This window comes from Haloarcula nitratireducens, from assembly GCF_019599505.1.
The window spans coordinates 871,965-897,787 of sequence record NZ_RKLT01000001.1; the positions used below are offsets into that span (position 1 = coordinate 871,965).

A 25,823-nucleotide genomic window follows, 5' to 3' on the forward strand; every position below is an offset into this window, starting at 1 on the left:
TAGAGATGACAACGTACGAGACACGAACCAACGGGGGAGTAGCGGACGACGAGCGAGCGTGGTGGAAAGAGGCCGTCGTCTACCAGATCTATCCGCGGAGCTTCGCGGACAGCAACGGCGACGGCTTCGGCGACCTGCGGGGTCTCATCAACCGCCTCGACTACGTCTCGTCGCTAGGTGCGGACGTCATCTGGCTCAATCCGGTCTACGACTCGCCGCAGCGGGACAACGGCTACGACATCAGCGACTATCACTCCATCCACGACCGGTACGGGACGATGGGCGACTGGGAGGAACTGCTGTCGGAGATCCACGCCCGCGACATGAAACTCGTCATGGACCTCGTGGTCAACCACACCTCGATCGACCACGAGTGGTTCCAGAAGTCCCGACGGGGAGATCCCGAGTACGAGGACTACTACATCTGGCGCGAGGGCGACGGCGACGGCCCGCCGAACAACTGGCAGTCTTTCTTCGGCGGCTCGGCGTGGACCTACGACGAGGAACGGGAGGCGTACTACCTCCACCTCTACGACACCTCTCAACCGGACCTCAACTGGGAGAACGAGGCCGTTCGGCAGGACGTCTTCGAGACCATCGAGTGGTGGCTGGAGAAGGGGATCGACGGCTTCCGGATGGACGTCATCAACCTGCTATCGAAGGCCGACGGGCTGCCCGACGGCGACCCGGACAGCGAGTGGGTCGGCTCCGAGCACTTCATCGACGGCCCGCGGATAGCGGAGTATTTGGACGCGATGGACGAGCAGGTGCTCTCGAACTACGACGTGATGACCGTCGGCGAGATGCCCCAGCTGAGCGTCGATCAAGCGAAGACCTACACCGGTACCGACGGCCCGCTGGACATGGCGTTTCACTTCCAGCACACCAAGCTCGACTACGCGGAGAACCAGCGCTGGGCGGTCGGAGAGTGGGACCTCAAGGAGCTGAAAGAGATCACGAGCCGCTGGCAAAACGGCCTGGCGGAGGAGGGATGGAACGCCATCTATTGGGAGAATCACGACCAGCCGCGCGTCGTCTCCCGGTACGGCGACCCGGTCAACTACCGCCGGGAGTCCGCGAAACTGCTCGGGACGTTCTCGTTGACGCTCTCGGGGACGCCCTACATCTATCAGGGACAAGAGCTCGGGATGACGAACTCCCCGTGGACGTCGATCGCCGACATGCGAGACGTCGACGCGATCAACCACGCGAAGGCGCTCCTCGAGACCGACGACTACGACGAGTACACCGACATCCAGGACACCATCTCCTACCGGTCCCGGGACAACGCCCGCACGCCGATGCAGTGGAGCCCCTCCGAGAACGCCGGATTCACCGACGGAGACCCGTGGATCCAGGTCAATCCGAACTACGACGAGGTCAACGTCGGCGACGCCGAGGACGACCCCGACTCCGTCCTCAACTACTACCGGGAGCTCCTCGAGTTGCGGGACAACCACGACGCGCTGGTCTACGGGGACTACTGTGACCTCCTGCCCAACCACGAGTCGGTCTACGTCTACGCGCGAACGCTCGGTACGCACGAGGGGACCGACCGACTGCTCGTCGTGCTCAACTTCTTCGGAGACGAGGAGACCGTCGATGTCCCGGTCGAGTTCGAGACGGCGACGCTCCTGCTGTCGAACTACGACCGGGCGGACGACGACCCGACGACGGTCACGCTCGCGCCGTACGAGGCCCGCGTCTACGACCTCAGTTGAGCGTGCCTTTTTGTTTCGACCGGACGAGTGACCGACTACGAGAGAACCTTGGCATACAATCACACCCACAAGCGTCATGAGTACTGACATCGACCGCGAATGGTGGAAAGAGGCCGTCGTCTACCAGATCTATCCCCGGAGCTTCGCCGATAGCGACGGGGACGGCATCGGGGACCTCCGAGGAGTACACGAACGCGTCGATTATCTCGACGAACTCGGCGTCGACGTGGTGTGGCTCTGTCCGGTGTACGACTCACCCAACGCCGACATGGGCTACGACATCCGCGACTACCGGGCCATCATGGACGAGATGGGGACGATGGCCGACTGGGAGCGCCTCCGCGACGCGCTCCACGACCGCGGGATGCACATCGTGATGGACCTCGTCGTGAACCACACCTCCGACGAGCACGCGTGGTTCAGAGAGTCTCGCGACCCGAGCGGTGGGAGAGACGACTGGTACGTCTGGCGCGACGGCGACCCGACGGAGCCGCCGAACAACTGGATCTCGCTGTTCGGCGGCCCGGCGTGGACCTACGACGAGGCGCGCGGCGCGTGGTACCTCCACCTCTTCGACGAGAAGCAACCGGACCTCAACTGGGAGAACCCCGACGTCCGCGAGGCCATCTACGACACGATGAACTTCTGGCTGGAGAAGGGCATCGACGGCTTCCGGATGGACGCCATCTCCTGTATCTCGAAGCCGGACGGACTGCCGGACGCCGACGCCGGCGAGGACTGGTTCGACATGGACCTGTACTTCAACGGCCCCAGAATCCACGAGTTCATGCGGGAGATGGCCGCCGAGACGTACGGCGACTACGACGTGCTGCTCATCGGTGAGACGCCGGGTGCGGACCCCGAGGCGGCCAAGAAGTACTACGAGGACGGCGTCGACGTGGTGGTCCACTTCGACCACATGGACGTGACCTACGGTCCCGGCGGGAAGTGGAGCCCCGACTACGTGGGGATGGAGACGCTCGCGACGGCGAGCGACGCGGACCTCGACGAGATGCTCAACGGGATGGACCTCGCGGACCTACGAGAGGCCATCCGGTGTTGGGACGAGGGCGTCGGCGACTGGTGGAACTGCCTGTATATGGGCAGCCACGACCAGACTCGCCTCGTCTCTCGGTTCGGCGACGGCGACGAGTACCGCCGCGAGTCCGGGAAACTGCTGGCGACGTTCCTCCTCACGCAGCAGGCGACGCCGTTCCTCTACCAGGGCGACGAGATCGGGATGACGAACGCCGACTGGGACAGCCCGGCTGACATCCGCGACGTCGAGGCCCGCGGACAGGTGGACCGCCTGCTGTCGGAACACGGAGTTCCCTACGAGACCGTCGCACCCTTCGTCCGCAACCGGTCGCGGGACAACGCTCGCACGCCGATGCAGTGGGACGACACCGCGAACGCCGGCTTCACCGACGGTGACCCGTGGATTCAGGTCAACGACGACTATCCGGCGGTCAACGCGGACCGAGCGATGGCCGACCCGGACTCGCTCTATCACTACTACCGCGAGCTTATCGCTCTGCGCGAAGCGCGAGACGTCCTCGTCTACGGCGAGACGGAGTACGTTCTGCCCGACGAGTCACACCCGAACGTCTGGGCCCACCGGCGGACGCTGGAGACGGACGCGGGTACCGACGAGGCGCTCGTCGTCCTGAACTGGCAGAGCGAGCGCGAGCGACTGGCAGACGTCCTCGACGTCGACGGCCGCGTGATATTCGGGAACTACGGCGACCGGACCGCATCGGCGACGACGCTCGCCCCCTACGAGGCGCGGATCTACGACCTCGGTCGGTAGAGCGCCGCAGCTATCTGTCGGGTTCGCCACGATACACGCCGAAATCATCTGGTGGAGACGTACCCCGATCCTTACCGGCGTTACTCGTCGTCGCTGCCGACGCGGATGACCTGGAGGAGCGAGTACACCGGGACGCCTTGCACGTCCTCGAGGCCGCGCTTGTCCGCCAGCACGACGCAGGCGACGGGGTTACCGCCCTGCTCGCGGATGGCTTCGACGGTTTCGGTCATCGTACTTCCGCTGGTGATGGTGTCGTCGACGACGTAGCAGTCTCGGTTGCGGATCTGCGCGAAGTTCCGGGAGAACGTCCCGTCGTTCGTGCCGCTGTCGTCGTCGTCCCACTGGTGTTTCGTCGGCGCGTACGTCCCGAGGTCCGTATCGAGTTCGCGGGCCACGGTCGTCGCGATCGGCGCGCCGGCCTTCTCGATACCGATGGTCAGGTCGACGTCTTCGCCCTGCTTCGAGAGGAGGTCGGCCATCGCGCTCCCGACGTGGTGGAGACGGCTGCTGTCGCGGCCGATGGCGGACCAGTCGACGTGGATGTCGTGGGGGCCGCCGGTCGGCGCGGCCTTCGGTTCGGCACCGGTCCCGCTGCGTTCTACGAGCCAACTCGCCGTCTCCCGGGAGACGTTCAGTTCGTCCGCGATCTCCCCCTTGGAGAGACCCCGCTCCGCGAGGTCCGCGGCGCTTTCGACGAGGTCGTCGATGTTCTTCATATCTCCATCTCCGAGTGGTAGGGCTTAATAGCCCATGCTCTGGGTCGGAGACGTGCCGGAAAATTTTTACAACGGTCGTTGTTACTCATCTCCGGCTGGGTCGTGTCACGCGGGCCGTCGTCGTTCGGGTGTCTTACCGATCCCGCAGCGACGGTCTGTCAGTCGTTCACGGCCGAACGACGCCGACGGGGGGTCATTGCCATCGCACCGACCCCTCTCTCCCCCATATCCGTCGCACTACCCGGCCACTCTCCCCACCGACCGCCGGTTCGTCAGGCCGGTACGCATGGTTGTCACCGACCTGCGTCTCGGACGGGGCCTCCCGTCCGACGCACGTCTCCTGCCGCGTCCGATCATACCGATAGTGTAGCCGCTACTCCCCGCTCGGGAAGGTGTAGAGTCGCTGGTCGCAGTTCGGACAGGCGAGCACCTCGTCGGGCGTCTGCCGCGGCTTCGCGTATCCCCCGCAGCAGGAGACTTCCGACGTCTCGACGAGCCCCGTCCCACACGCCGGGCACTCCTCGAGGAACATCCGAAGCGCCCGCGCCGCGGCCAGTCGTATCGACTCGTCGTCGAGGTAGTCCGCCAGGACGCGGTAGGCGGCCAGCTCCGCGACGGCGACCGGCCGGGCGACCAGTTCGCCCTCGCCGGGACCGACGACGACCCACGACCGACCCTCGGCGACGAGCGGATCGGTCTCGTCGACGTGGGGGAGCGAACGGGCGACCTCGCGGGCCAGCTCGTCGACGGAGAGCGCCGCCAGCGACCGCATCTCATCGTGCCACGGCCCGTCTACGTCCTCGGCGACCAGCAGTCGGTCGTCGACCGCTTCGACGACGCCGGCCGTCACGAGTTCCCGCAGGACCGTCTCGCCGTCGAGGTCCGTCGCTGCCAGCGACGCCTCCCCGTCGGCCGGGTCCGGGGACCGCTCGTCGTGGAACCACTCGTTCGGCAGCGGCGAGGCGGCCACCAACTTCGGCGCGAACGCCGGTGTGTACGGGACGACGTACCCGCGGAGGTAGACGATCGCGACGCCGGCGGCGGCGACCAGCGTCCCCAGTACCCGCCGGTCTCGGAACCGCAACCAGCAGGCGAACGCGCCGACGAGAAGTAGATTCAGGACGGTACACGGCCAACATCTGTTCGAACCGGTGTGCGCTGGGCCTCGAAGAGCGTCTAACGCCGACATCACGCATAGCTCTACGACGACGGGACATTAGCGTTCCCCCGCCGCGGGCCGTGCCACCAAGATATTTAACAACAGGTGTTGTTAGATAGTGGCATGACAGCCGCGGAGGCGGCGCGTCGGGGAGACCAGTCGGCGCGGACAGCGACGACAGCGCGATATTTCGCCCGGTCCGTAAGCGGTCCCGCCCGACCCCTGACGACGAGGCGGTCACGACTGCGGCACCGACGATGTCCCGTCGTATCGAAGCGTCGAAGTATCTACGGTAAGCTGCAACAGACGGGACGCGAGTCGGGGACGGCGCGACGACCGACTGGCAGATACGCATCTGACACATCCGAACAATGGACGACGACGAACTAACGACGGTACTGGAAGACGCCGGTCTCTCGCCGTATCAAGCGGAGGCCTACGTGACGTTACTCGGGTTGGGAACGGCCTCGGCGACGGATATCGCCGAATCGTGTAACGTCCCCGACCCGCGGATCTACGACGTGCTCCGGGACCTCGAATCGAAGGGGTACATCGAGACGTTCCAGCAGGACAGCCTCACCGCGCGGGCGCGCAACCCGGACGACGTGCTCGAAGACCTCCGCTCTCGGTCGGACAAGTACTTGAACGCCGCCGAGAGCATCGAGGACCGCTGGAACCAGCCGGAGATATCCGACCACGAGGTCAGCATCGTCAAGCGGTTCGACACCGTTCTCAACCGGGCCCGAGAGCTCATCGAAACAGCGGAGCACCAGATTCAACTCGGGGTGAACGCCGACCAGTTCTACAAACTGGCTCCCGAGTTACACGACGCCCTCGAACGCGGCGTCACCATCAAACTGTGTATCTGTACGGGTCCGGACGAGGGGATACCCGACGTGGCCGACATCGAGCGAGCGTGCACGGAGGCGCGCCATCGGAAGATACCGTCGCCGTTTCTCGTGTTGATCGACCGGACGTGGACCTGTTTCGCGCCGCATCGGCACTCCGTCAGCGAGTACGGCGTCCTCGTCAACGACCGCACGCACACCTACGTCTTCCACTGGTTCTTCATCACCTGCCTGTGGGAGATCTGGGACACCGTCTACACCGAGCGGACGCCGGAGACGCCCACGTCGTACGTCGACCTCCGGCACGCCATTCGCGACATCGAGCCGCTGTTGGACGAAGGGGCGACCATCTCGGCGACCGTCCGCGGCTACGACACGGACACCAACGAACGGGTTGATCTCTCCGGAACCATCGCCGAGGTGAGCTACACCGGCAGTACGATGGGACGGAAGGACCCGATCCCGCTGGCCCAACTCGCCGGTCGAATCAGCGCGACGCTCGACGTCGACGGCGAACGATACGAGGTCGGCGGCTGGGGAGCGGTTATCGAGGAGATCGAGGCGACCCAGATAATCGTCACCGACGTCCAACACCAGTGAGTAGCGCGTTCGCGATTCGTATAGAGAGAATTATACGATAGTTTACGCGTTTGAGCTGACGGGTGCCGCAAATCGGCTTTTGTCATTACCGAAATATTATATAATGATTGTTCGATTTGCGGCGTATGTGTCAGTAATAATAATATTTGACAGCGCTCTCACAGGCCATTAACAACACCTGTGGTTAATTATGGATAACATTTAAGTGCGGTGCCGGTAATCACCGAATAGACATGCCGGAAAATGGCACGCACGACAGTGACCGATCGTCAGGCGTCTCCCGGCGTCGCTTCGTTCGAGCGGCGGGTGCGACGGGCGTCGTCGCGGGACTAGCAGGGTGTGCGGACTTCGTCGGCGGGGGCGATGGCGGCGGTGGGACCGGCAACGGCTCGACCGGTGACGGCAGTAGCGGGCAGGCGACGACGGTGCAGTGGGGCTTCGACCCGGTGGCCGTCCAGAACAACGGCCCCGCTATCAAGCAGTCGCTCCACGACAACGGGCTCCCGGACAGCGTCGAGGTCGAGTTCGTCCCCCGCGATCAGGACACGGGGAAGGCCCGGGCCAACTACAACCGGCTCCTGAGCGCCGGCGAGACGGACCCGGACATGTTCCTGATGGACAACGGGTGGACCAACATCTTCATCCAGCGGGGGCAGATCCAGAACCTCACTGAGATGCTCCCCGAAGAGATGCTCTCGACGGTCGACAACAAGTACTTCTCCGCGTTCACCGACACGGCGCGGAACCCCCAGAACGGGAACCTCTACGGCGTCCCGGTGTTCCCGGACTTCCCGACGATGCAGTACCGGAAGGACCTGGCTAACGAGGCGGGCTACAACCCCGAGTCGGAAAACTGGGCGACGGAGCCGATGACCTGGAAGAAGTGGTCGAACATCGCGGCCGACATCTACGACAACTCCGACGTGGACTTCGGGTTCACCACGCAGTGGGACATCTACGTCGGGACCGCCTGCTGTACGTTCAACGAGGTCATGTCCTCCTGGGGCGGCGCGTACTTCGGCGGCCGGGAGAACCTCTTCGGCCCGGTCGGTGAACGCCCCGTCACGGTCAACCAGCCCGAGGTCATCAACTCGCTGAACATGATGCGGAAGTTCGTCCACGACGAGGACTTCGGCGGCGAGTTCAGCGACTACGGCGGCGGCTTCACGCCGACGAACATCCTCGGGTGGACCGAGGAGCCCTCGCGCGCGCCGTTCGCGGAGGGGAACTCCGTCTTTCACCGCAACTGGCCCTACTCGCTGGCCCTCTGCGGCCGCGACCCGGAGGAGACCGATGCGCCCGCCCTCGGCGAGGACCTCGGCGCGATGCCGATCCCGTATGCCGTCCCCGAGAGCGAGGCCGCACAGCCCGGTACCGGCGGCACGACCGCCGCTCTCGGCGGCTGGCACATGACCGTCAACCCCAACAGCGGGCAGAAAGACGCCGTCCAACAGGTCATCCGCGCGGCGATGACGGAGAAATTCCAGCTCAAGCTGCTCGAGATTCAGGGCTGGCTGCCGCCGCGACCCGAACTGTTCAACTCGCAACAGGCTAAGGACGTCCCCATCCTCGGCCGATACATGGAGACGCTCAGAGTCGCCGGGGACAACACGATGCCGCGACCGGTGACCGCCGTCTGGGGCAACCAGACGAGCAAGATCGCCCAGCAGGCCAACCGCGCCGTCGGACAGGAAGTCCCCTCGGAGCAGGCGATGCAGGCCCTGCAAACGAGCCTCAAGAACACCGAATCGTCGTGAGAACCGCGGGATAGCTTTACAATAAACCCACTTGATTATTGATTATGAAGCTTGAGCCACGAGGAGGCGGGAACGGATGAGCACCGAGGCCGGCCGAGAGTCCCGACGTTCGGGCGCGCTGGTCGACCTAATGCGGTGGATGGAGAACTTGAGCGACACGCAGTACGCGTATCTGCTGTTGACACCAGTGTTTCTCCTGCTGGGGATGGTCGCCCTCTATCCGCTGTTGCGCACGTTCGAACTGTCGCTCTACGCCCTCTCCGTCGACCTCTCGACTACGAGCTTCGTCGGGCTGGACAACTACATACAGCTGTTCACCGGGGAGAAAAACCGCTACCTTCCGGGCGGAACGACGTTCCTCCCGGCGAACTTAGAGTTCATCAGCCTGCTGAACAGCGCGTTAGTCCTCACCCTCATCATCGCCGTCGTGAGCGTCGCCTTCGAGACCGTCATCGGGCTCGGGCAGGCGCTCATCCTCGACCAGGACTTCTACGGCCGGCGGTGGGTTCGCGCCGCCATCATCATCCCGTGGGCCGTGCCCATCGTCATCCAGGGGATGATCTTCTTCCTGATGTTCAACAACAACGTCGGTTTCGCCACGCCGCCGTTGGCCGACCTCGGCCTGCTCGCACCGACGAACACCCTGAACGACACCGCCAGCGCGACGTTCATTATCATCGTCGCCGACATCTGGAAGACGTCGGCGTTCATGGCCCTGCTCATCCTCGCGGGTCTCCAGAGTATCGACCGCGGCCTCTACAACGTCGCGAAAGTGGCGGGCGCGACCAAGTGGCAACAGTTCAAGCTCATCACCCTCCCACTCATCCTCCCGACCATCGGCGTCGCGGTGCTGTTCCGCTCCGTGCAGGTGATGCGCATCTACGGTATCATCCCGACAGTGTCGAGTTGTACCGTGGTCCCGTCGCTGTCGTGTATGGTCGTCGCCACGTTCAACACGCGCGAGGGGGTTTCGGCGGCTATCGCCTTCGTCACCGCCGCTATTATCGGAATAGTCGTGATGGGACTCATCCTGTGGCAAGGGGAGGACGCGATCTGACATGGCTACGCAAACCGAAGATTCAGACGCCGGGCCGCTAGAGCGCTGGACGCAGAGCGCCATCGAGAACCCCGAGCGAGTGTACCGCGCGCTGTTCTACGCGGCCATGCTGTTCTTCCTCGTCACCACGATGTTCCCCTTCTACTGGCTGCTCGTGCTGGCGGTGACGCCCGAGGGGAACCTGTTGGCCGGGAGCTTCCTCCCGACCGTCAATCTCTTCGGCGTCAGCGGGACGTTCCCGCTGCCGGTGCCGAAGGGGTTCAACCCGGCGGCGTTCATCACGGTCTTCGAGCAGGTGCCGTTCCACCTCTACATGCTCAACAGCTTCGCGCTGGCGGTCACGACCACCATCATCGTGCTGTTCATCGCCAGCCTGGCCGGCTACGTCTTCGGCCGCCTGCGTTTCCCCGGTCGGGCGTTCCTGATGCTCGGGATCCTCGCCATCAGTTACTTCCCGCCGGCCGCGTTCGTCATCCCGCTGTTCAAGGTGTTCGCCGGGAACGCGCCCGTCGTGATCCCGTTCACCGACATCGGGCTGTTCACGGCCCCGCGGTTGCTGAACACGCCGGGGTCGATGGTGCTGCCGTTCAGCTCGCTGTTCATGCCGCTGTCCGTCTTCATCCTCACGACGTTCTACGGGCAGATCCCGGACGGACTGGAGGACGCCGCGCGCGTCGAGGGGACGACCCGCCTGGGCGCGCTGTTCCGCGTCATCATGCCGCTGTCGGCACCGGGCGTGGCGACGGCGGCGGTGCTCACGTTCATCGCGGTGTACAACGAGTACTTCTTCAGTTCCATCATGGCCACGTCGCCCGAGGCGACGAAGTGGTCGCCCATCCTCGGCGGGATCCTCAGCTATCAGACGCAGTACACCACGCAGTACAACCTCATGGCGGCGGCGAGCATCGTCGGGGTCCTCCCCGTCGTCATCCTCGTCGTCGTCGCACAGGAACGCATCGTCAGCGGACTGACCTCAGGCGCGCTCAAGGAGTAATACAATGGCACGAGTCAGACTCGAACACGTCACGAAACGCTACGACGACCAGGGTGAGACGGTCACCGCGGTCGACGACATGAACCTAGACGTCGCCCACGGGGAGTTCATCTGCTTCGTCGGCCCCTCCGGATGCGGGAAATCGACGACGATGGAGACCATCGCGGGCCTCACCATCCCCACGGAGGGCGAGGTGTACATCGGCGACCGCGAGGTGACGAACCTCCCGCCGAAGGACCGCGGCATCGCGATGGTGTTCCAGAACATCGCGCTGTTCCCGCACATGGACGTCTACGACAACATAAGCTTCGGCCTCCGACTGCGAGATTACCCGCAAGACGAGATAGACCGCCGGGTCGAGCGGGCCGCGGACATCGTCCAGTTAGAGGGAATGCTCGACCGGATGCCCGACGAGATGTCCGGCGGTCAGCGCCAGCGCGTGGCCATCGCCCGTGCCATCGTCCGGGAACCCGACGTGTTCCTCATGGACGAGCCGCTGGCCAACCTGGACGCGAAGCTGAAGGTCCACATGCGGACCGAACTCCAGCGCCTGCACAAGGAACTGGACACGACCATCATCTACGTCACCCACGACCAGGAGGAGGCGATGACGCTCTCGGACCGCATCGCCGTGCTCAACAGCGGGGCGCTCCAGCAGATCGACCCGCCGCTGACCTGCTACAACGAACCGGCGAACCTCTTCGTCGCGGGGTTCATCGGCTCGCCGTCGATGAACTTCGTCTCGGGGAACGTCACCGAGAACTCGATAGAGACGCCGAACTTCACGCTCGCGTTCGACCCCGCCAGCGTCGAGGGCGTCGGCGTCGGCGACGAGCTGACCGTCGGCATCCGCCCGGAGGACATCCACCCCAGTGCGAAGCGCGACGAGATCGCGGACCCGTCCTCGCCCATCTCGGCGACGGTCGACATCCTCGAACCGATGGGCGACGAGATCTTCACCTACATGCTGCTGGGAGAGGGCGAGACGTCGATGACCCAGGAGCAGACGACGAACGACCAGTTGCTGATGAGCATCGACCCCGACGCCGACATCGAGGAGGACGACGACATCGAGGTGGTCATCGACCGGCGGAACGTCCACCTCTTCGACACCGCGTCGGGCGAAGCGCTGGTTCACAAACTCGACCCGGTCGGGAGCGGCGGCGGCGTCACCGGAAGCGAAGCCGAATCCGACGACTGATCTAACCCAACCGATGAGCACGCATCTGGCGGCGACGGTCTACTGGAGCGGGATGCTAGTCCTGTTCTTCTTCTGGGCGTACGGCGTCGCGTCGTTCGTCTTCGATATGAAGAACAAGATCATCCCGGGACTCGTCAAGTACCGCCGCGGGAGACGCGCCGAGAAGGCAGAACAGCAGCGCGAAGACGAACGCGAAGAGCGCGAGAAACAGCTGTACTGAGTCGGGAGAGTTTTCGTCTCGCTCGTCTCTTTTCGACATATGAGCGAGCTATCATCCATTCGTCTGGGGTTCGTCGGCCTCGGCAACATCGCCCACCTCCACTGTGACCGGCTGCGGAACGCCGGGTTGGGCGACCTCGTCGCCGCTGGTATGGACATCGACCCCGACGCGCGGCGCGCATTCGCCGAGGAGTACGGTGCGGCAGTGTACGAGGATTCCGACGAGTTCTACGCCGACGTGGACGCCGTCCTCGTGACGACGCCGAACAAGTTTCACGAACGGTACGTCGTCGACGCCCTCGGTGCGGGCCGGGACGTGTTCGTAGAGAAACCGCTGGCGCACACGCTCGAGAGCGCGGAACGCATCGCCGACGCGGCGGCCGACGCCGAGGGCTTTTGCATGGTCGGCTTTCACAACCGCTTCGCGAACCCGGTGCAGGCGCTCGTCGAGTACGAACGAAACGGGACGTTCGGCGAGATCTCCCACGTCGAGGCCGACTACATCCGGCGACGCGGCGTCCCCGGACGCGGGTCCTGGTTCACGCGAAAACCCGTCGCGGGCGGCGGCTCGCTCATCGATATCGGCGCACACGCGATCGACCTCTCGCTGTATCTGCTCGGCTATCCCGACGTGGTGGAGGTGAGCGGCGAGACCCGCGCGCAGTTCGGCACGAGGGATGACTACTCCTATCTCCACATGTGGGGCGAAGACCGGGGAGCGAGCGAGTTCAGCGTCGACGACTCGGCGAGCGCGTTCGTCCGCTGTGCCGACGGGACGACCATCACGCTCGAAGTCGCGTGGGCGAGCAACCGGCCCGGGAGCCAGCAGTACTACGTCCGCGGGTCGGAGGCCGGGGCGGGGCTCGACCTGAAAGACCACTCGCTGGAACTGTACGAGACGGCGACGACCGGAGCGATGCACCACCGAACGACGGAGATCGAGACCGGCGACGACGAGCCGCACGCGCTCGAACAGGAGCGCTTCTTAGCGGCCGTCGCCGCTGGCGAACCCCCGGGAACCAACACGGTCGAACAGGCGCTGACCGTCCAGCGCGTGATGGACGCCATCTATCGCTCCAGCGAACGGGGTCGCGCCGTTTCCGTCGAATAGCGCTTCTCCGCGGGTTCTACCCCTCATATCCAGCGTCGATAATAGTGAAGAAAGACTTAATCATCAGTGCTCTCACTGTCCGGTAGATTATGAAAGCGATTGGTGTCACCCGCGATGGCGACGAACCGCAGTTGCTGGACGTGCCGCGTCCGGAACCCGGTGAGGGCGAGGCGCTCGTTCGCACGCTTCGGGTGGGCGTGGACGGGACTGATCACGAGGTTATCGCCGGGTCGCACGGTGGGTTTCCCGAGGGCGAGGACTACATGGTTCTGGGCCACGAGGCCGTCGGCGTCGTCGAAGAGCCGAACGGAACCGGCTTAGAGGAGGGACAGGTCGTCGTCCCGACGGTCCGACGCAAACCGGACGGCGAGACGAACGAGTACTTCCGCCGCGGCGAGCCGGACATGGCACCGGCCGGCGAGTACGTCGAACGCGGGATCGTGGGTGGGCACGGCTACATGGCGGAGTACTTCACGTCGCCCGCGGACTACCTCGTCCCCGTCTCCGAGGAACTCGCCGAGTACGGCTTCTTCGTCGAGCCGATCTCCATCACGGAGAAGGCGAACGAGCACGCGTACGCGACCCGAGAACCGTTCGAATGGCGGCCCGAGGCGGCCTGCGTGCTCGGTAACGGGTCGCTCGGCCTGTTGACTCTCTGGATGTTCGGGCAGGAGTACGACCGCACCTACTGCGTCGGCCGCCGCGACCGACCGGACCCGACCATCGATATCATCGAAGAGCTCGGTGCGACCTACGTCGACTCGCGCGAGACGTCCGTGGACGAGCTCCCCGACGAGTACGAGCCCATCGACTACATCTACGAGGCCACCGGGTTCGCGCCCCACGTCATCGAGACGGTGCACGCGCTCGCGCCGAACGGCGTCGGCGCGCTGCTCGGCATCCCCGAACCCTGGGATTTCGAAGTCGACGGCGGGTCGCTACACAACGAGCTGGTGTTGCAGAACAAGTGTCTCGTCGGCACCGTCAACTCCCACATCAAGCACTTCGAGTACGCCGTCGACACGCTCGAATCGATGCCGGAGTGGCTGCTCGAAGCGCTCGTCACGACGGTTGCGACGCCCGACGAAGTCGACCCGGCGTTCGTCGACGACGCGGAACAGATCAAGGCGGTCGTCGAGTTCGACACGCTGTAACGATTTACTCGCTTTCTGATACCCTCTTTCGTATCGGAATAATTATACCGAGAACGTCGGCGTTAGCCACTTCCAAATCCAGCGTCGCCGCTGTGTAATAAACCGAACGTTCTCTGACATATAAGCGCGTGTGAAGTAGTTCTTCGGCCATATATGTACAGAAAAGCGCCGGACTGCGGCCGGATTAGTCCGGATCGTCAGAAGGTAAAACAGCGACTGTTGTCATACAGAAGTATTAAGTGCGAATCCTCAATACGAAATAGTGAGGTATTGGTGCAACCATGACTGACGACAACTCTGACAGACGGCTCACACGACGGAACGCGCTTCGAATCGCCGGTGCCGCGGGCGCCGCATCGCTCGCCGGCTGTGGTGGCGACGGCGGCGACGGGGGCGACGGCGGCAGTACCAGCGGTGACGGCGGTAGCACGAGCGGCGACGGGGGTGACGGGGGCGCAACGCAGACCCAGGCGCTCGAAGTCGCTCACTGGTGGGGCGAAGGCGACGGGCTGGAAGCGATCCAGTCCATGATGGACGCGTTCACCGAGAAGTATCCCAACGTCCAGTTCGACGAGAACCTCATCGCCGGCGGAGCCGGTTCGAACCTCCAGTCCAACATCCGAACCCGTATCCAGAACGGCAACCACCCGAGCACCTGGCAGCAGTGGCCGGGTGCGGCGCTGAAGCCGTACACGGACGCGAACCTCCTCAAGGACATCGGCCAGTCCGTCTGGAGCGAGAACGGGATGAAGGAGAACTACCTCGCCGGCCCGAAGGCCGCGGCGCAGCCGGCGGGGAACTACGTGACGGTCCCGCTGAACATCCACCGTCTCAACAACGTCTTCTACAACGTCAGCGTCATCGAGGACGCCGGTGTAGACCCGTCGAGTCTCGAGACGCCGTCGGACCTCACCGGCGCGCTCAAGGCCGTCAGCGACGCCGGCTACACGGGCATGGCACACCAGACCAACTCCCCGTGGTCGACCGTTCAGCTCTTCGCGACGGTGTATCTGGGCGTCACGGACCCCGAGACGTACGCCGCGACGTTCGAGGAGGGCAAGATCAACGCCAACTCCGACTCCCTCGGTCAGGCGCTCGACATCGTCCGCGAGTACAGTCAGTACTACCCGAGCGACGCCGGCTCTATCTCGTGGACCGAGGCCAACAACGGCGTCATCAACGGCGAGGCCGGCTTCATCCACCAGGGCGACTGGGCGGCCGGCACCTACATCACGAACGACCTCAAGTACGGCGAAGAGTGGGACTACATCGTCTTCCCGGGCACCTCCGGGTCGTACTCCCTGAACATGGACTCGTTCCCCTACCCGGTCAACAACCCGTCGCCCGACGCCACCACGAAGTGGTGCCAGTTCGCCGGCACGACCGAGGCGCAGGAGATCTTCTGCCCCGGCAAGGGCGCGATTCCGCCCCGGAAGGACGCCTCGACCGAGCCGTTCAACGAGTTCTCCTCCGACCAGATCGAGGACTTCCAGAACAGCAGCGCTCAGCCCCGCTCGCTGGCCCACGGACTCGCGGCACCGCCCGCCGTCTCCTCGGGTGTCAGCTCCGCCATCTCCTCGTTCATCTCCGGCGGTTCGAACGACGAGGTCATCAGCCAACTGGCCAACGCGTACAGCCAGTAACGCCCGCCGACCGACCTCCGTTTAATCTATCGATCTCGGGCAAGCGGTAGCTATATACGTCGGCCAGCGGGCGTTTCAGACGGTATAGACCCGAGCGATCGGGTGGCAGTGAGCGGTAAAATACAGTCCCTCAATGGGGGAACTAAGCGATGGCAAGTCTTACACTCGACAACGTAACGAAAGTATTCGACGACGACGGCGATCAGATCGTCGCCGTCGACGATGTCTCTATCGACATCGCCGACGGCGAGTTTCTCGTACTGGTCGGCCCGTCCGGCTGTGGGAAGTCCACGACGCTCCGGATGATCGCGGGCCTCGAAGAGATAACCGACGGGGAGATTCGGCTCGGCGGCGAAGTCGTCAACGACATCCCGGCGAAAGAGCGGAACGCGGCGATGGTGTTCCAGTCCTACGCGCTGTATCCACATATGTCAGTCCGGGAGAACATGGCGTTCGGACTGGAGGAGTCGACCGACCTCTCGGACGAGGAGATAAACGGGCGCGTCGAAGAGGCCGCCGAGATGCTCGGCATCCCGGAACTCATCGACCGCCGTCCTGACGAGTTGTCTGGTGGGCAACAACAGCGCGTGGCGCTCGGTCGCGCGATCGTCCGGGATCCCGACGTCTTCCTCATGGACGAGCCGCTGGCGAACTTGGACGCGAAGCTCCGCGCGGAGATGCGGACCGAACTCCAGCGACTGCAAGACGACATCGGCGTCGCCACCGTGTACGTCACGCACAATCAGGTGGAGGCGATGACGATGTCCGACCGCGTCGCGATCCTCAACGACGGCGTCCTCCAGCAGTGTGCGACGCCGCTCGAGTGTTACCACCAACCGAACAACCTCTTCGTGGCGGGGTTCATCGGCGAACCGTCGATGAACTTCTTCGAGGCCGAGCTGCGGGGGTCGACGCTCGTCACCGACGAGTTCGAGTACGACCTCTCCGAGGAGACGATTTCCTCGCTGGGAGAGGCGACGGACCTCGTGTTGGGCATCCGGCCGGAAGACGTCGAACTGCGCTCCAGCGTCGACTCCGAACACGACTACAGAGCGACCGTCGACGTCGTCGAGCCGATGGGCGACGAGAACGTCATTCACCTCGTCTTCGAGGGCGACGACCGGACGGAGGAGAACCTCTTCACCGCCGTCCTCGACGGGATGAAAAGCGTCGACGCGGGACAGCAACTCGTCGCGCGCTTCCCGGAGTCGGCGGTCCACCTCTTCGACCGGGAGACGGGCGAAGCGCTGCACAACCGCAAACTCGAAGCCGCCGGGTCGCCCCGCGTGCAATAGGCACGCAGGGCCGAACTTCTTTGTAGCCGTCCGATAAACCCCCGGGTATGTCAGGCGACGACCTGGAAGCTTCACTCGAGCAAGTAATCACACGATTCGACCTCGGTGAATACGAGATTGCCGCGTACCTCGCCGTGCTTCAGCACGGCGAGTTGACGGCGTCGGAGATCGCAGAGAACACCGACATCCCGCAGCCGCGAGTGTACGATACGGTTCGAAGCCTCAGCGACGTGGGGCTCGTCGAGCTCAAGGAGTCGCGACCGATGAAGGTGCTCGCCATCGACCCGAGAGACGCCTTCGGCGACATCCAGCAGTCGCTCGACGACCTCGTCGAGGACCTCTCCTCGCGGTACACCGCGCCGGCCCGCGAACCGGAGGCCGTCTCGCTGGTGAAGTCCCGACCGACGATTCTACGCTACCTCGAAGACATCATCGACGCGGCGGAGTACGAACTGACGCTGTCGCTGACCCCGTCGCTGTTGAACCGGCTGGAGTCACAGCTCGCCACGCGACGCGAGGAGGGGATCGCCACTGAGATACTTCTCTCGCCGGCGAAAGAGGCCCCCGACCCGGACGAGTTCGACTATCTCTCGGTGGCGACGACGGTGAAGGGGCGTCGGGGGATCACGACGCCCGTCGTGGCGGTCGCCGACGGTAACTACTCGATGTACGCCACGCGCGAGTCCATCCGGGGCGACGCCGACCGCTACGGCGTCATCTTCAACCGCTCCGAACTGGGCTTTCTGGTCTCCGGCTTTCTCAACACCGTCCTCTGGACGACGGCGGACGTCATCGCCGAGAACGGCATGGGTATCCCCTTCCCGCGTCGCTACGGGACCATCAGGCGGTGTATCTCCGATCTGGCGTCGCTCGACGAGGAGTTCTACGCGACCATCGAGGGGCGCGACGTCGAGACGGGCGACCACTGGGTCGTCCAGGGGAAAGTCGGGGAGGTGTCGTTCGGCCCCAACCGCGAGGTGGCGACGCTCGTCGTCGAGACGGCCGACGGCCCGGTCGACGTCGGCGGGCAGTTGGCGGCCTACGAGGACATCGAAGCCTACGAGATACAGGTCGCCCGAGACGAGCCGCCGTCCGTGTAGTCGGGGAACGACGCGGTTCGTGAACACTGGGACGTAGCTACCGGTCGGTTTTGGCAAACCTAAAAATTCAAGAGGGACGAGCAGAGAGTTCCCCTCAATGAGCACGCAGCGAGCCGAACGCGCCGCGGACGACGGATTCACGTTCGACGATCTCGCGGTCGTGATGGGAACGTACAACGAAGCGGACGCCATCGGGACGGTACTCTCAGACATCGCCGACGTGACCGACGGCCGAGCCGAAGTCGTCTGCGTCGACGGGTCCAGCGACCGGACGCCCGAGATCGCCCGGGAACACGGTGCGACGGTGATCGAGCAGGAACCACAGGGATACGGCGTCGCAGTCCGCGAGGCCGTACTGACGCCCGACCGACCCGTCATCGTCACGACGGACTGCGACGACACCTATCCGATGGAGCGACTGCCGGACTTCCTCGCGGAGATAAACGACGGCGCGGACGTCGTCAGCGGCGACCGGCTCTACTACGGAGCCGAGGAGATGCCGAGAATGAACAAGCTCGGTAACGAGCTGTTCGCGCTCTTGGCGAGCGTCCTGATGGGGAAACGCGTCCACGACACGACGACGGGGATGCGCGCCTACCGCCGCGAGGTCGTCCAGAAGATCGAGTGGACCGAGAACACCGGCCTCTCCGCGGAGCTGCTCATGCGGCCGCTGATGCGCGAGTACGACGTGCGCGAGCGGCCCATCGAGTACGACGAGCGCAAGGGGGAGACGAAACTCGATCCCTTCTCCGGCGGTGCGGCGATCGCGAAGTCCATCGTCCGCGTGGCGCTTCAAGAGCGGTTCCGCTGAACCCGCCGATACGGAGACTACTCCGCGGGGTACCAGGCCAGATCGTGGTCGGCCGCGAGTTTCACCGCGACCGGCTCGCCGGCCGCGAACGTCTCGACGTGGTTGTGCATGCAGTGGACCACGTCGCCGCTGTGGAGTTCGACTCGGTAGACGAACGAGGGGCCGTTGTACTGCCGGTGGACGACGTAGCCGTCGGCTTTCGACTCGCTGGTCGGTACCGCGCGAAGGTCGTCCGGGCGGACGAGCACGTCGACCGTCGCGCCGTCGTACGCGTCGACGGAGCCGTTCAGTCGGTCGGCGTCCAGCGATCCCAGACCCGTCTCGACGGCCGCTCCCGCGACGCGGCCCGAGAGGAAGCTCGCCTGCCCGAGGAAACTGGCGACGAAGCGGCTCTCGGGGTTCTCGAACACCTCGGCCGGGTCGCCGACCTGTGCGACCGTCCCGTCGTTCATGATGGCGACGCGGTCGCTGATGGAGAGCGCCTCCTCCTGGTCGTGAGTCACGGAGACGGCGGTGACGCCGGCCCGCTTCAGAATCCTGCGGACCTCCTCGCGCATCTCGACGCGGAGACGGACGTCGAGGTTCGAGAACGGCTCGTCGAGCAAGAGCACGTCCGGTTCGGGCGCGAGCGAGCGGGCGAGGGCGACGCGCTGTCGCTGCCCGCCCGAGAGGTTACCGGGCATCTTGTCGTGGTGATCGGTCAGGTCCACCAGTTCGAGCAGGTCGTCGACCCGGCGCCGGGTCGCCGTCTCGTCGAGGTCTGTCAGCCCGAACGCGACGTTCTCGGCGACCGAGAGGTGGGGAAAGAGCGCGAAGTCCTGGAAGACGATGCCCACGTCCCGCTGGTCGGGCTGTCGGAACCCGTCTTCGCCGTCGCCGGTGACCCGCTCGCCCGCGATGTCGATGTGTCCCGCGGTCGGACGTTCGAGACCCGCGAGCAGTCGGAGCGTCGTCGTCTTCCCGCAGCCCGAGGGACCGAGCAGCGTCAGGAGCTCCCCGTCCCTGACCGAGAGCGAGAGGTCGTCGACGGCCACTTCCTGTCCGTAGTCCTTGGTGATGCCGTCTATCTCGAGGACGGTCCGTTCCGGGTCGTCGACCGCCGCCTCGACCGTATCGAACTCCGAGGCTCCGAGGTCGCGCTGGTGCTGTGCCGTCACTGCCCCGGCCCCCGCTGGTAGCTCGTCGTTCCGCCGGGGTGGCCCTGCGGGTTCTCGATGCCGACGAGCTTCCCGCCGGTCGGCGAGCTGTACAGCGCGTAGAGGAGTTCGTTGACGACGTAGTACCGCACGCGCTGTGTGTCGGACCCGTCGGGGTCCGGTTCGACCGTGTCGGCGTTCATCCGGCGGAGGGCCGACTCCCGAGTCGCGGCGTCGAGCGCGGCGAACTCCGCGTCGAACCACGACCGGCAGTAGTCGTCGAGGTAGGCGACGGCCTCGGCCGTTCCGGCGGCGTGGTCGGGTCGGTCCCGAGCGCGTCCCTCCGCGTACCGGGTGACGAACGACTCGACGCCCTCGACGGCGTCCGGGTACAGCACCTCTCCGGCGGCCACCAGCGTCGCCAGCTCCTCGTCCCCGAAGGGCCCGGATGCGGTGTCCCCGCCCTCTTCGCCGTCGTCGGCCGCGAGCATCACGGCCCCGCCACCGCCGACGGCGACGCCGGCCGCCGACAGCGCCGCGAGCGCGTCCCGACGAGTCAGTTCCATATCCGGCCGATTAGGAGAGCCTAAACTTATCGCTTCCGCTCGCTCGCCGTCAGGTTCGTCCCGACGGAGACCCCGTCGGGAACGGCCTCGGGTATGTACGCGGCGGCCCCGCCGCAGGCCCGGGCGTTCCGACACCACTCGACGCGCGGGGTGAGCGCGCGCACGCCCTCGCCGTCGGCGTCGACCGGGAGGTCCAGCCGGTACGCGAACCCGCCGCCGCCGGCGTAGTCGACGAAGACGGTGACCCGGACGGTGTCCCGACCCGCCACTGCGAGGGTCGTATCTCGGACCGGCCGGGGGTCTCCCGCGACGGCCACGCCGCCGTCCTCGACGGTCAGCGAGAGGTCGGCCGTCTCGCCCGCGTCCGGGACGACGTAGTAGGCGCTCCCGTCGTCGGTGGCCACGCGGACGGTGACGCCGATCGCACCTTTCGGAACGCCGACGGTCGCGTCGAGGCGGACCTGTTCGCCCGAGACGTCGCGGACGCGCTGGAGTCGCGCCGCGTCGGGCGACCCGTCGGGCGGGACCCACGCCCCGCGGTAGACGTATCGGTAGACGCGCCGGTCGGGGAACGCATCGGTCACGGCGAAGGGGCGGTCGTCGACGGCGTAGACGGCCCGGCCGTCGTAGCCGGGGTCGTTACGGAGGTACTGGAACGGGTGGTTGAGCCAGTTTCCGTAGGGGTCCGGCAGCAACACCAGCGAGTTCGCCGGCGGTCCGCCCTCGAACGGCTCGTAGGCGTCCTCGTAGGTGCGAGTCACCTCCGCGTTGTCCTCGACCGGGTCCGCGAGGTTCCCGGCGGTGACGCCCCCGAGGGCGGCGGCGCTCACGAGGACGAGCGCCGCCAGCGTGACCCGGAGGGGGCGCTCCCCGAGGCGGCTACCGAGTGCCCGGCCGACCGACTCGTAGCCGCCGACCGCGCCGCGCGCGGCGAAGGCCGCCGTCGGCAACAGGAGGTCGAAGTGGTAGTAGGGGCCGAGCGCAGAGACGAGGCCGTCCCCGGCGACGTCGAGGTTACCCAGGATGTTGAAGTTCCCCCAGAAGTAGACGTTCCCGGCTGCGATGCTCACGAACAGGCCGGCCAGTACGGCTCGCCGCGGTTCGACGCCCGCGCGGGCCGCGTACGCGAGCCCGACGACGGCCAGCGCCGTCCCCAGCAACCCGCCGGCGACCCACTCGGTGAAGAACAGTTCGAGCACCAGTCGGTTCGCTCGCAGGGCCAGTTCCGGCGTGTAGACGATCTCGTGGCCGAGTAGCTCCCGGTGACCGAATCCCAGTCCGTCTTCGGGGGCGAACGCCTGATAGGGGAACACCCACGGAGAGCCGGTCACGACGGCGTTGTATCCCAGCGCGAGAGCGACGCCGGCGCTCCCGAGCACGGCGATGATCGCCTGTCGAGGAAGGGCGGTCCGCCACCGGGTCGCGAGCGTCCAGAGCGCGTGAGCGATGAAGGGGGCCGCGAACAGGACTGACGTGTAGGGCCGCGAGAAGAAGGCCAGCCCGACGGCGGCCCCGGCGAGAGCCGCCCACCGCCGGCCGTCGGCGGCCCGGTCGGCCCGGAGGTACGCGTAGGCGAAGGCGAGGTTCAACAGGGTCGTCGGCGCGTAGGGCAGGAACACCGCCGAGTCGATGAGGAACAGCGGCGAGGCGAGGACGAACGCCCCGGCGAGGAGGCCGGTCCGGTAGTCGAAGACCTCCCGGACGACGCCGACGACGAGCAGGAGGTTCCCGGCCGCGATGCCGACCAGCGCCACGCGATAGCCCCCCAGTAGCTTCCCGAGGGCGAACAGCGCGGGTGCCACCGGCGAGTACTTCGAGTACATCCCCCGGTCGCTCTCGACGAAGAACCACGGGCGAAACGCCCCCTCGACGGGCGACTGGAGGAACAGCCGCCCCTCCAGCAACATCGCGGCCTGCTGGAGGTAGACGCCCTCGTCGTGGTTCAGCGAGTGATACGGAAACAGCTGGGTCGAGACGACGGCGACGACGACGGCCCCGAGGGCGGCCAGGGCGACGGCCGCGATCCACTCCGACCGACGGATCCGTTCCAGCATGGTTCAGGTCTCCGCTCCGGGGCCCGTCCCCTGAGCGAGGATGACCGCCATCGAGAGCCCGGAGACGACCACGAGGACCAGCGCCGGGACCGCCGCCGCGCCGTACAGCCCGGCCTCTTGGACCCGCCAGATGTAAGTCACGAGCGTGTCGAACCTGAGCGGCCGCAAGATGAGCGTCGCCGGCAGTTCCTTCATCGTCGTGAGGAACACCAGCGCGGCCCCGGTGGCGATACCCGGGAGCACCAGGGGCAGCGTCACCGACCGAAACGCGCCCAGCGGCGACCGGCCCAGCACCCGGGCCGCCTCGACGAACCGGGCGTCGACCTGCAGCGCCGACGTGCGGATGGATCCGATGGCCTGGGGCATGAACCGGACGACGTACGCGAACACGAGCAACGGGATCGTCCGGTAGAACATCGGCAGCACGTCGAGGCTGAAGCTCACGAGCGCGATGGCCAACACGATGCCCGGCGTCGCGTATCCGACGTAGGGCGCCCGGTCGGCCAGCGAGGCCAGCCGGGAGGAAGACGCCGCCGACCGCAACGCGATGGGGAGGGCGACCAGTATCGACCCGCCGGCCGCCAGCAGCGCCACGTAGACGGAGTTCCAGCCGTAGCTCCACGAGAACGCCATCGAGCCGGTGGCGTAGCCCGGTCCGCTCCGAAGGAACCAGACGCCGAAGATACCGACGGGAAGCAGGATGGCGACGAGACCGACGGCCGCGGGAAGTATCGCGGCGGGATACCGCCAGCGACCGAGGTCGAGGTCGAACGCTCCGCGGTCCCCTCCGGAGGCGTAGGCCCCGGAGTCGTCGGCGCCGATGCGCGATTCGATGGCCAGTATCACCGCCGTCACGGCGAACAGCTGCAGGGACAGGAGCGCCGCGTAGTCCCGCATGAAGCCGTTGTACCGGGCGTAGATGAACTGGGTGAACACCTCGACGCGCATGATGTTCGGCGTCCCGAAGTCCGAGAGGGTGTACAGCGCCACGAGCAGCGCGCCGGCGGCGATCCCCGGGAGTATCTGCGGGAGCGTCACCCGGCGGAACGCCTCCCAGCGACTGGCGTTGAGCGTCCGGGCGGCCTCGACGAGCGAGGCGTCGAGCGACAGCAGCGAGGCCCGGGTCGTGAGGAAGACGTAGGGGTACGTGTACAGCGTGAGGACGACCGAGGCACCGACGAACCCGTAGATGGTCGGGACCTGTTCGATTCCGAGCGGAGCGAGCATATTCGCCAGTTGCCCGCGGGGACCGAACGCCGAGACGGCGGCGAAGGCGCCGAGGTAGCTCGGGATCGCCAACGGCAACGCGGCGACGACGGTCCAGAAGCGGCTGAGCGGGATATCGCCCTGTACCGTCAGAACGGCCAGCGGCACGCCGAGCAGGACGCTCGCCGCGGTAACCACGCCGACGAGCGCGACGCTCCGGAGCAACACCTGTATCGTCTGGCCGGCGACCAGCAGTTCGAGGGCTCGCGAGCCCAGGCCGAACGCGTCGACGACCAGCCAGCCGAGCGGGAGGACGACCGCGGCGGCGATGGCCCCGGCGAACAGGGTCAACCCCTGACCGAGGGCCGTCTCGTCGCCGTCGGTCGCCCGCTCGCGGGCGGCCGCGACGCGCTCGCGAACGCTCATCCCAGAACGCCGGCCTCGCGCATCAGCTGTAGCGTCGGTTCGAGTTCGGAGAGCTTCGAGAGCTCGACGTCCGGCGGGTTCAGCTGGTCGATGGTGGGGAGTCCGCCGACGGGTTCGACGCCCGGTATCATCGGGTAGGCGAAGCTGACGGTGGTGAAGAACTCCTGGGCCTCCGCCGACAGCAGGTGCCTGATGAAGTTGTTGACGAGCTGGTCTTTCTCCGTCCCTTCGATGCGGAGCGCGCCGGCGACGTTGACCAGCGCGGCCGCGTCGTTCTCTGTGAACGCGAGGTCGATGGGCGCGTTAGGCCGCTGATTCTTCACGCGCAGGGCGTAGTAGTGGTTGGCGAAGCCGGCGTTCAGCGCGCCGTCGGCGACCTGATTGGAGACGACGAACTCGTTTGGGAACCGCTCGGTGCCCGCCTCACGCATCGAGGAGAGCCACTGACGGGTCGCCTCGGGGCCGCGGAGGAGTCGCATCGCGGTGACGAAGGACTTGAACGCGCCGTAGGTCGGCGCCCAGCCCATCGTCCCCTGCAGCGCGCTCGTGTTCGGGAACTCGGCGACCTTGTTCGGGATGTCGTCCTCGCTCAGTTCGTCCGTGTTGTACGGGACGCTCCGGGCGCGTCCGGCGACGCCGACCCACGCGTTGTCGTCGCCCTGGAAGTCCGACGGGACCGGTTCGACGACGTCCTTGGGCAGCGATTCGTAGGCGTCGTTCTGTGCGACGTAGCCGAGCGAACTGGCGTCGATGGACCAGAAGACGTCGGCCTGTGGCGACCCCGCCTTCACTTCCTCGACGACGGTCTGTGCGAGCGACGAGGAGGCGGCGCTGCTGGCGAAGACGTCGAAGTCGGGGTATATCTCCTGGAGCATCTCGACGAACTGGAAGTAGATGCCCCCCTCGCCGCCGCCGATGTAGAGGTTGAGCGACCCCGAGAGGTCGGGGAGTTCCTCGATCGAGGTCCCGCCCGGAGCGGGTCGGCCCTCGACGAGCGTCCCCGACCCACGGAACTCGGTCAGGGAGGGTACGTCGATCTCCGCGCCCTGTTCCCCGCTACTCCCTCCCTGTTGTGGAGTCGCGTTTCCGCCATCGCCGCCGAAGAGGTCGGAAATGGCAGAACAGCCCGAGAGCCCCGCCGCAGCCGTTGCACCGCCGAGGGCGAGGTACCGTCGGCGGGAGGCCGTAACCCCGTTTCGTCCGGAGGAGTCAGTGGAGTCAGTCATTGTCGTGTAATGT

The 25,823-nt window shown here is 65.8% G+C and carries 21 protein-coding genes; 14 read left to right on the plus strand and 7 right to left on the minus strand.

Annotated elements, in window-relative coordinates:
• Window positions 1–5 precede the first annotated feature (5 nt).
• The gene (locus tag EGH23_RS04425; RefSeq protein WP_220578801.1) at window positions 6–1,721 is read left to right on the plus strand and encodes a glycoside hydrolase family 13 protein; all 1,716 of its coding nucleotides are present in this window, start codon (window positions 6–8) and stop codon (window positions 1,719–1,721) included.
• 76 nt (window positions 1,722–1,797) lie between these two features.
• On the plus strand, window positions 1,798–3,531 hold the full coding sequence (locus EGH23_RS04430; RefSeq protein ID WP_220578802.1) for an alpha-glucosidase: 1,734 nt from the start codon (window positions 1,798–1,800) through the stop codon (window positions 3,529–3,531).
• A gap of 80 nt (window positions 3,532–3,611) precedes the next feature.
• On the opposite strand, the gene gfcR is transcribed toward EGH23_RS04430, so the two are convergent.
• The gene (gfcR, locus tag EGH23_RS04435) at window positions 3,612–4,247 is read right to left on the minus strand and encodes a transcriptional regulator GfcR (RefSeq protein WP_220578803.1); all 636 of its coding nucleotides are present in this window, start codon (window positions 4,245–4,247) and stop codon (window positions 3,612–3,614) included.
• A gap of 373 nt (window positions 4,248–4,620) precedes the next feature.
• On the minus strand, window positions 4,621–5,436 hold the full coding sequence (locus EGH23_RS04440) for a DUF8054 domain-containing protein (RefSeq protein ID WP_220578804.1): 816 nt from the start codon (window positions 5,434–5,436) through the stop codon (window positions 4,621–4,623).
• A 341-nt stretch (window positions 5,437–5,777) separates the two neighbouring features.
• Here EGH23_RS04440 and EGH23_RS04445 point away from each other — a divergent pair, with 341 nt between their 5' ends.
• The 12 genes from EGH23_RS04445 to EGH23_RS04500 all read left to right on the plus strand — a co-directional run bounded on the left by EGH23_RS04445 (window position 5,778) and on the right by EGH23_RS04500 (window position 19,196).
• The gene (locus EGH23_RS04445) at window positions 5,778–6,854 is read left to right on the plus strand and encodes a TrmB family transcriptional regulator (protein WP_220578805.1); all 1,077 of its coding nucleotides are present in this window, start codon (window positions 5,778–5,780) and stop codon (window positions 6,852–6,854) included.
• A gap of 233 nt (window positions 6,855–7,087) precedes the next feature.
• Window positions 7,088–8,611 carry a substrate-binding domain-containing protein gene (locus EGH23_RS04450; protein ID WP_220578806.1) on the plus strand — a complete coding sequence of 508 codons (1,524 nt, stop codon included), beginning with the start codon at window positions 7,088–7,090 and terminating at the stop codon, window positions 8,609–8,611.
• 76 nt (window positions 8,612–8,687) lie between these two features.
• Complete coding sequence (locus EGH23_RS04455; RefSeq protein WP_220578807.1) at window positions 8,688–9,668, plus strand: carbohydrate ABC transporter permease; 981 nt, start codon at window positions 8,688–8,690, stop codon at window positions 9,666–9,668.
• A gap of 1 nt (window position 9,669) precedes the next feature.
• A complete protein-coding gene (locus EGH23_RS04460; protein WP_220578808.1) occupies window positions 9,670–10,662 on the plus strand; it encodes a carbohydrate ABC transporter permease in 993 nt (330 codons plus the stop codon).
• 4 nt (window positions 10,663–10,666) lie between these two features.
• Window positions 10,667–11,863 (plus strand): ABC transporter ATP-binding protein, encoded by a 1,197-nt coding sequence (locus EGH23_RS04465; RefSeq protein WP_220578809.1) that lies wholly within the window; start codon window positions 10,667–10,669, stop codon window positions 11,861–11,863.
• A 13-nt stretch (window positions 11,864–11,876) separates the two neighbouring features.
• Entirely contained in the window at window positions 11,877–12,083 is a 207-nt protein-coding gene (locus tag EGH23_RS04470; RefSeq protein WP_220578810.1) for a DUF8005 family protein, read from the plus strand.
• Window positions 12,084–12,122: 39 nt separating this feature from the next.
• The gene (locus EGH23_RS04475) at window positions 12,123–13,193 is read left to right on the plus strand and encodes a Gfo/Idh/MocA family protein (protein ID WP_220578811.1); all 1,071 of its coding nucleotides are present in this window, start codon (window positions 12,123–12,125) and stop codon (window positions 13,191–13,193) included.
• Between the two features lie 89 nt (window positions 13,194–13,282).
• Window positions 13,283–14,347: a glucose 1-dehydrogenase gene (locus EGH23_RS04480; RefSeq protein WP_220578812.1), complete on the plus strand. Its 1,065-nt coding sequence runs from the start codon at window positions 13,283–13,285 to the stop codon at window positions 14,345–14,347.
• Between the two features lie 281 nt (window positions 14,348–14,628).
• Window positions 14,629–15,990, plus strand: a complete 1,362-nt coding sequence (locus EGH23_RS04485; protein ID WP_220578813.1) for an ABC transporter substrate-binding protein — start codon at window positions 14,629–14,631, stop codon at window positions 15,988–15,990.
• A gap of 149 nt (window positions 15,991–16,139) precedes the next feature.
• Entirely contained in the window at window positions 16,140–17,285 is a 1,146-nt protein-coding gene (locus EGH23_RS04490; RefSeq protein WP_220578814.1) for an ABC transporter ATP-binding protein, read from the plus strand.
• 47 nt (window positions 17,286–17,332) lie between these two features.
• Window positions 17,333–18,385 (plus strand): HTH-type sugar sensing transcriptional regulator TrmB, encoded by a 1,053-nt coding sequence (gene trmB / locus EGH23_RS04495; RefSeq protein ID WP_220578815.1) that lies wholly within the window; start codon window positions 17,333–17,335, stop codon window positions 18,383–18,385.
• A gap of 97 nt (window positions 18,386–18,482) precedes the next feature.
• The gene (locus EGH23_RS04500; RefSeq protein WP_220578816.1) at window positions 18,483–19,196 is read left to right on the plus strand and encodes a dolichyl-phosphate hexose transferase; all 714 of its coding nucleotides are present in this window, start codon (window positions 18,483–18,485) and stop codon (window positions 19,194–19,196) included.
• 17 nt (window positions 19,197–19,213) lie between these two features.
• Here EGH23_RS04500 and EGH23_RS04505 read toward each other — a convergent pair whose 3' ends face one another.
• From EGH23_RS04505 to EGH23_RS04525, 5 genes are read right to left on the minus strand one after another with little or no spacing between them, the layout of a single operon-like run.
• Window positions 19,214–20,353 carry an ABC transporter ATP-binding protein gene (locus EGH23_RS04505; protein ID WP_220578817.1) on the minus strand — a complete coding sequence of 380 codons (1,140 nt, stop codon included), beginning with the start codon at window positions 20,351–20,353 and terminating at the stop codon, window positions 19,214–19,216.
• A complete protein-coding gene (locus EGH23_RS04510; protein WP_220578818.1) occupies window positions 20,350–20,898 on the minus strand; it encodes a gluconate 2-dehydrogenase subunit 3 family protein in 549 nt (182 codons plus the stop codon). The genes EGH23_RS04505 and EGH23_RS04510 overlap by 4 nt, the downstream gene beginning before the upstream one ends.
• 26 nt (window positions 20,899–20,924) lie before the next feature.
• Complete coding sequence (locus EGH23_RS04515) at window positions 20,925–22,952, minus strand: ArnT family glycosyltransferase (protein ID WP_220578819.1); 2,028 nt, start codon at window positions 22,950–22,952, stop codon at window positions 20,925–20,927.
• 3 nt (window positions 22,953–22,955) lie between these two features.
• The gene (locus EGH23_RS04520; RefSeq protein ID WP_220578820.1) at window positions 22,956–24,584 is read right to left on the minus strand and encodes an ABC transporter permease; all 1,629 of its coding nucleotides are present in this window, start codon (window positions 24,582–24,584) and stop codon (window positions 22,956–22,958) included.
• A complete protein-coding gene (locus tag EGH23_RS04525; RefSeq protein WP_220578821.1) occupies window positions 24,581–25,810 on the minus strand; it encodes an extracellular solute-binding protein in 1,230 nt (409 codons plus the stop codon). The genes EGH23_RS04520 and EGH23_RS04525 overlap by 4 nt, the downstream gene beginning before the upstream one ends.
• Window positions 25,811–25,823 lie beyond the last annotated feature (13 nt).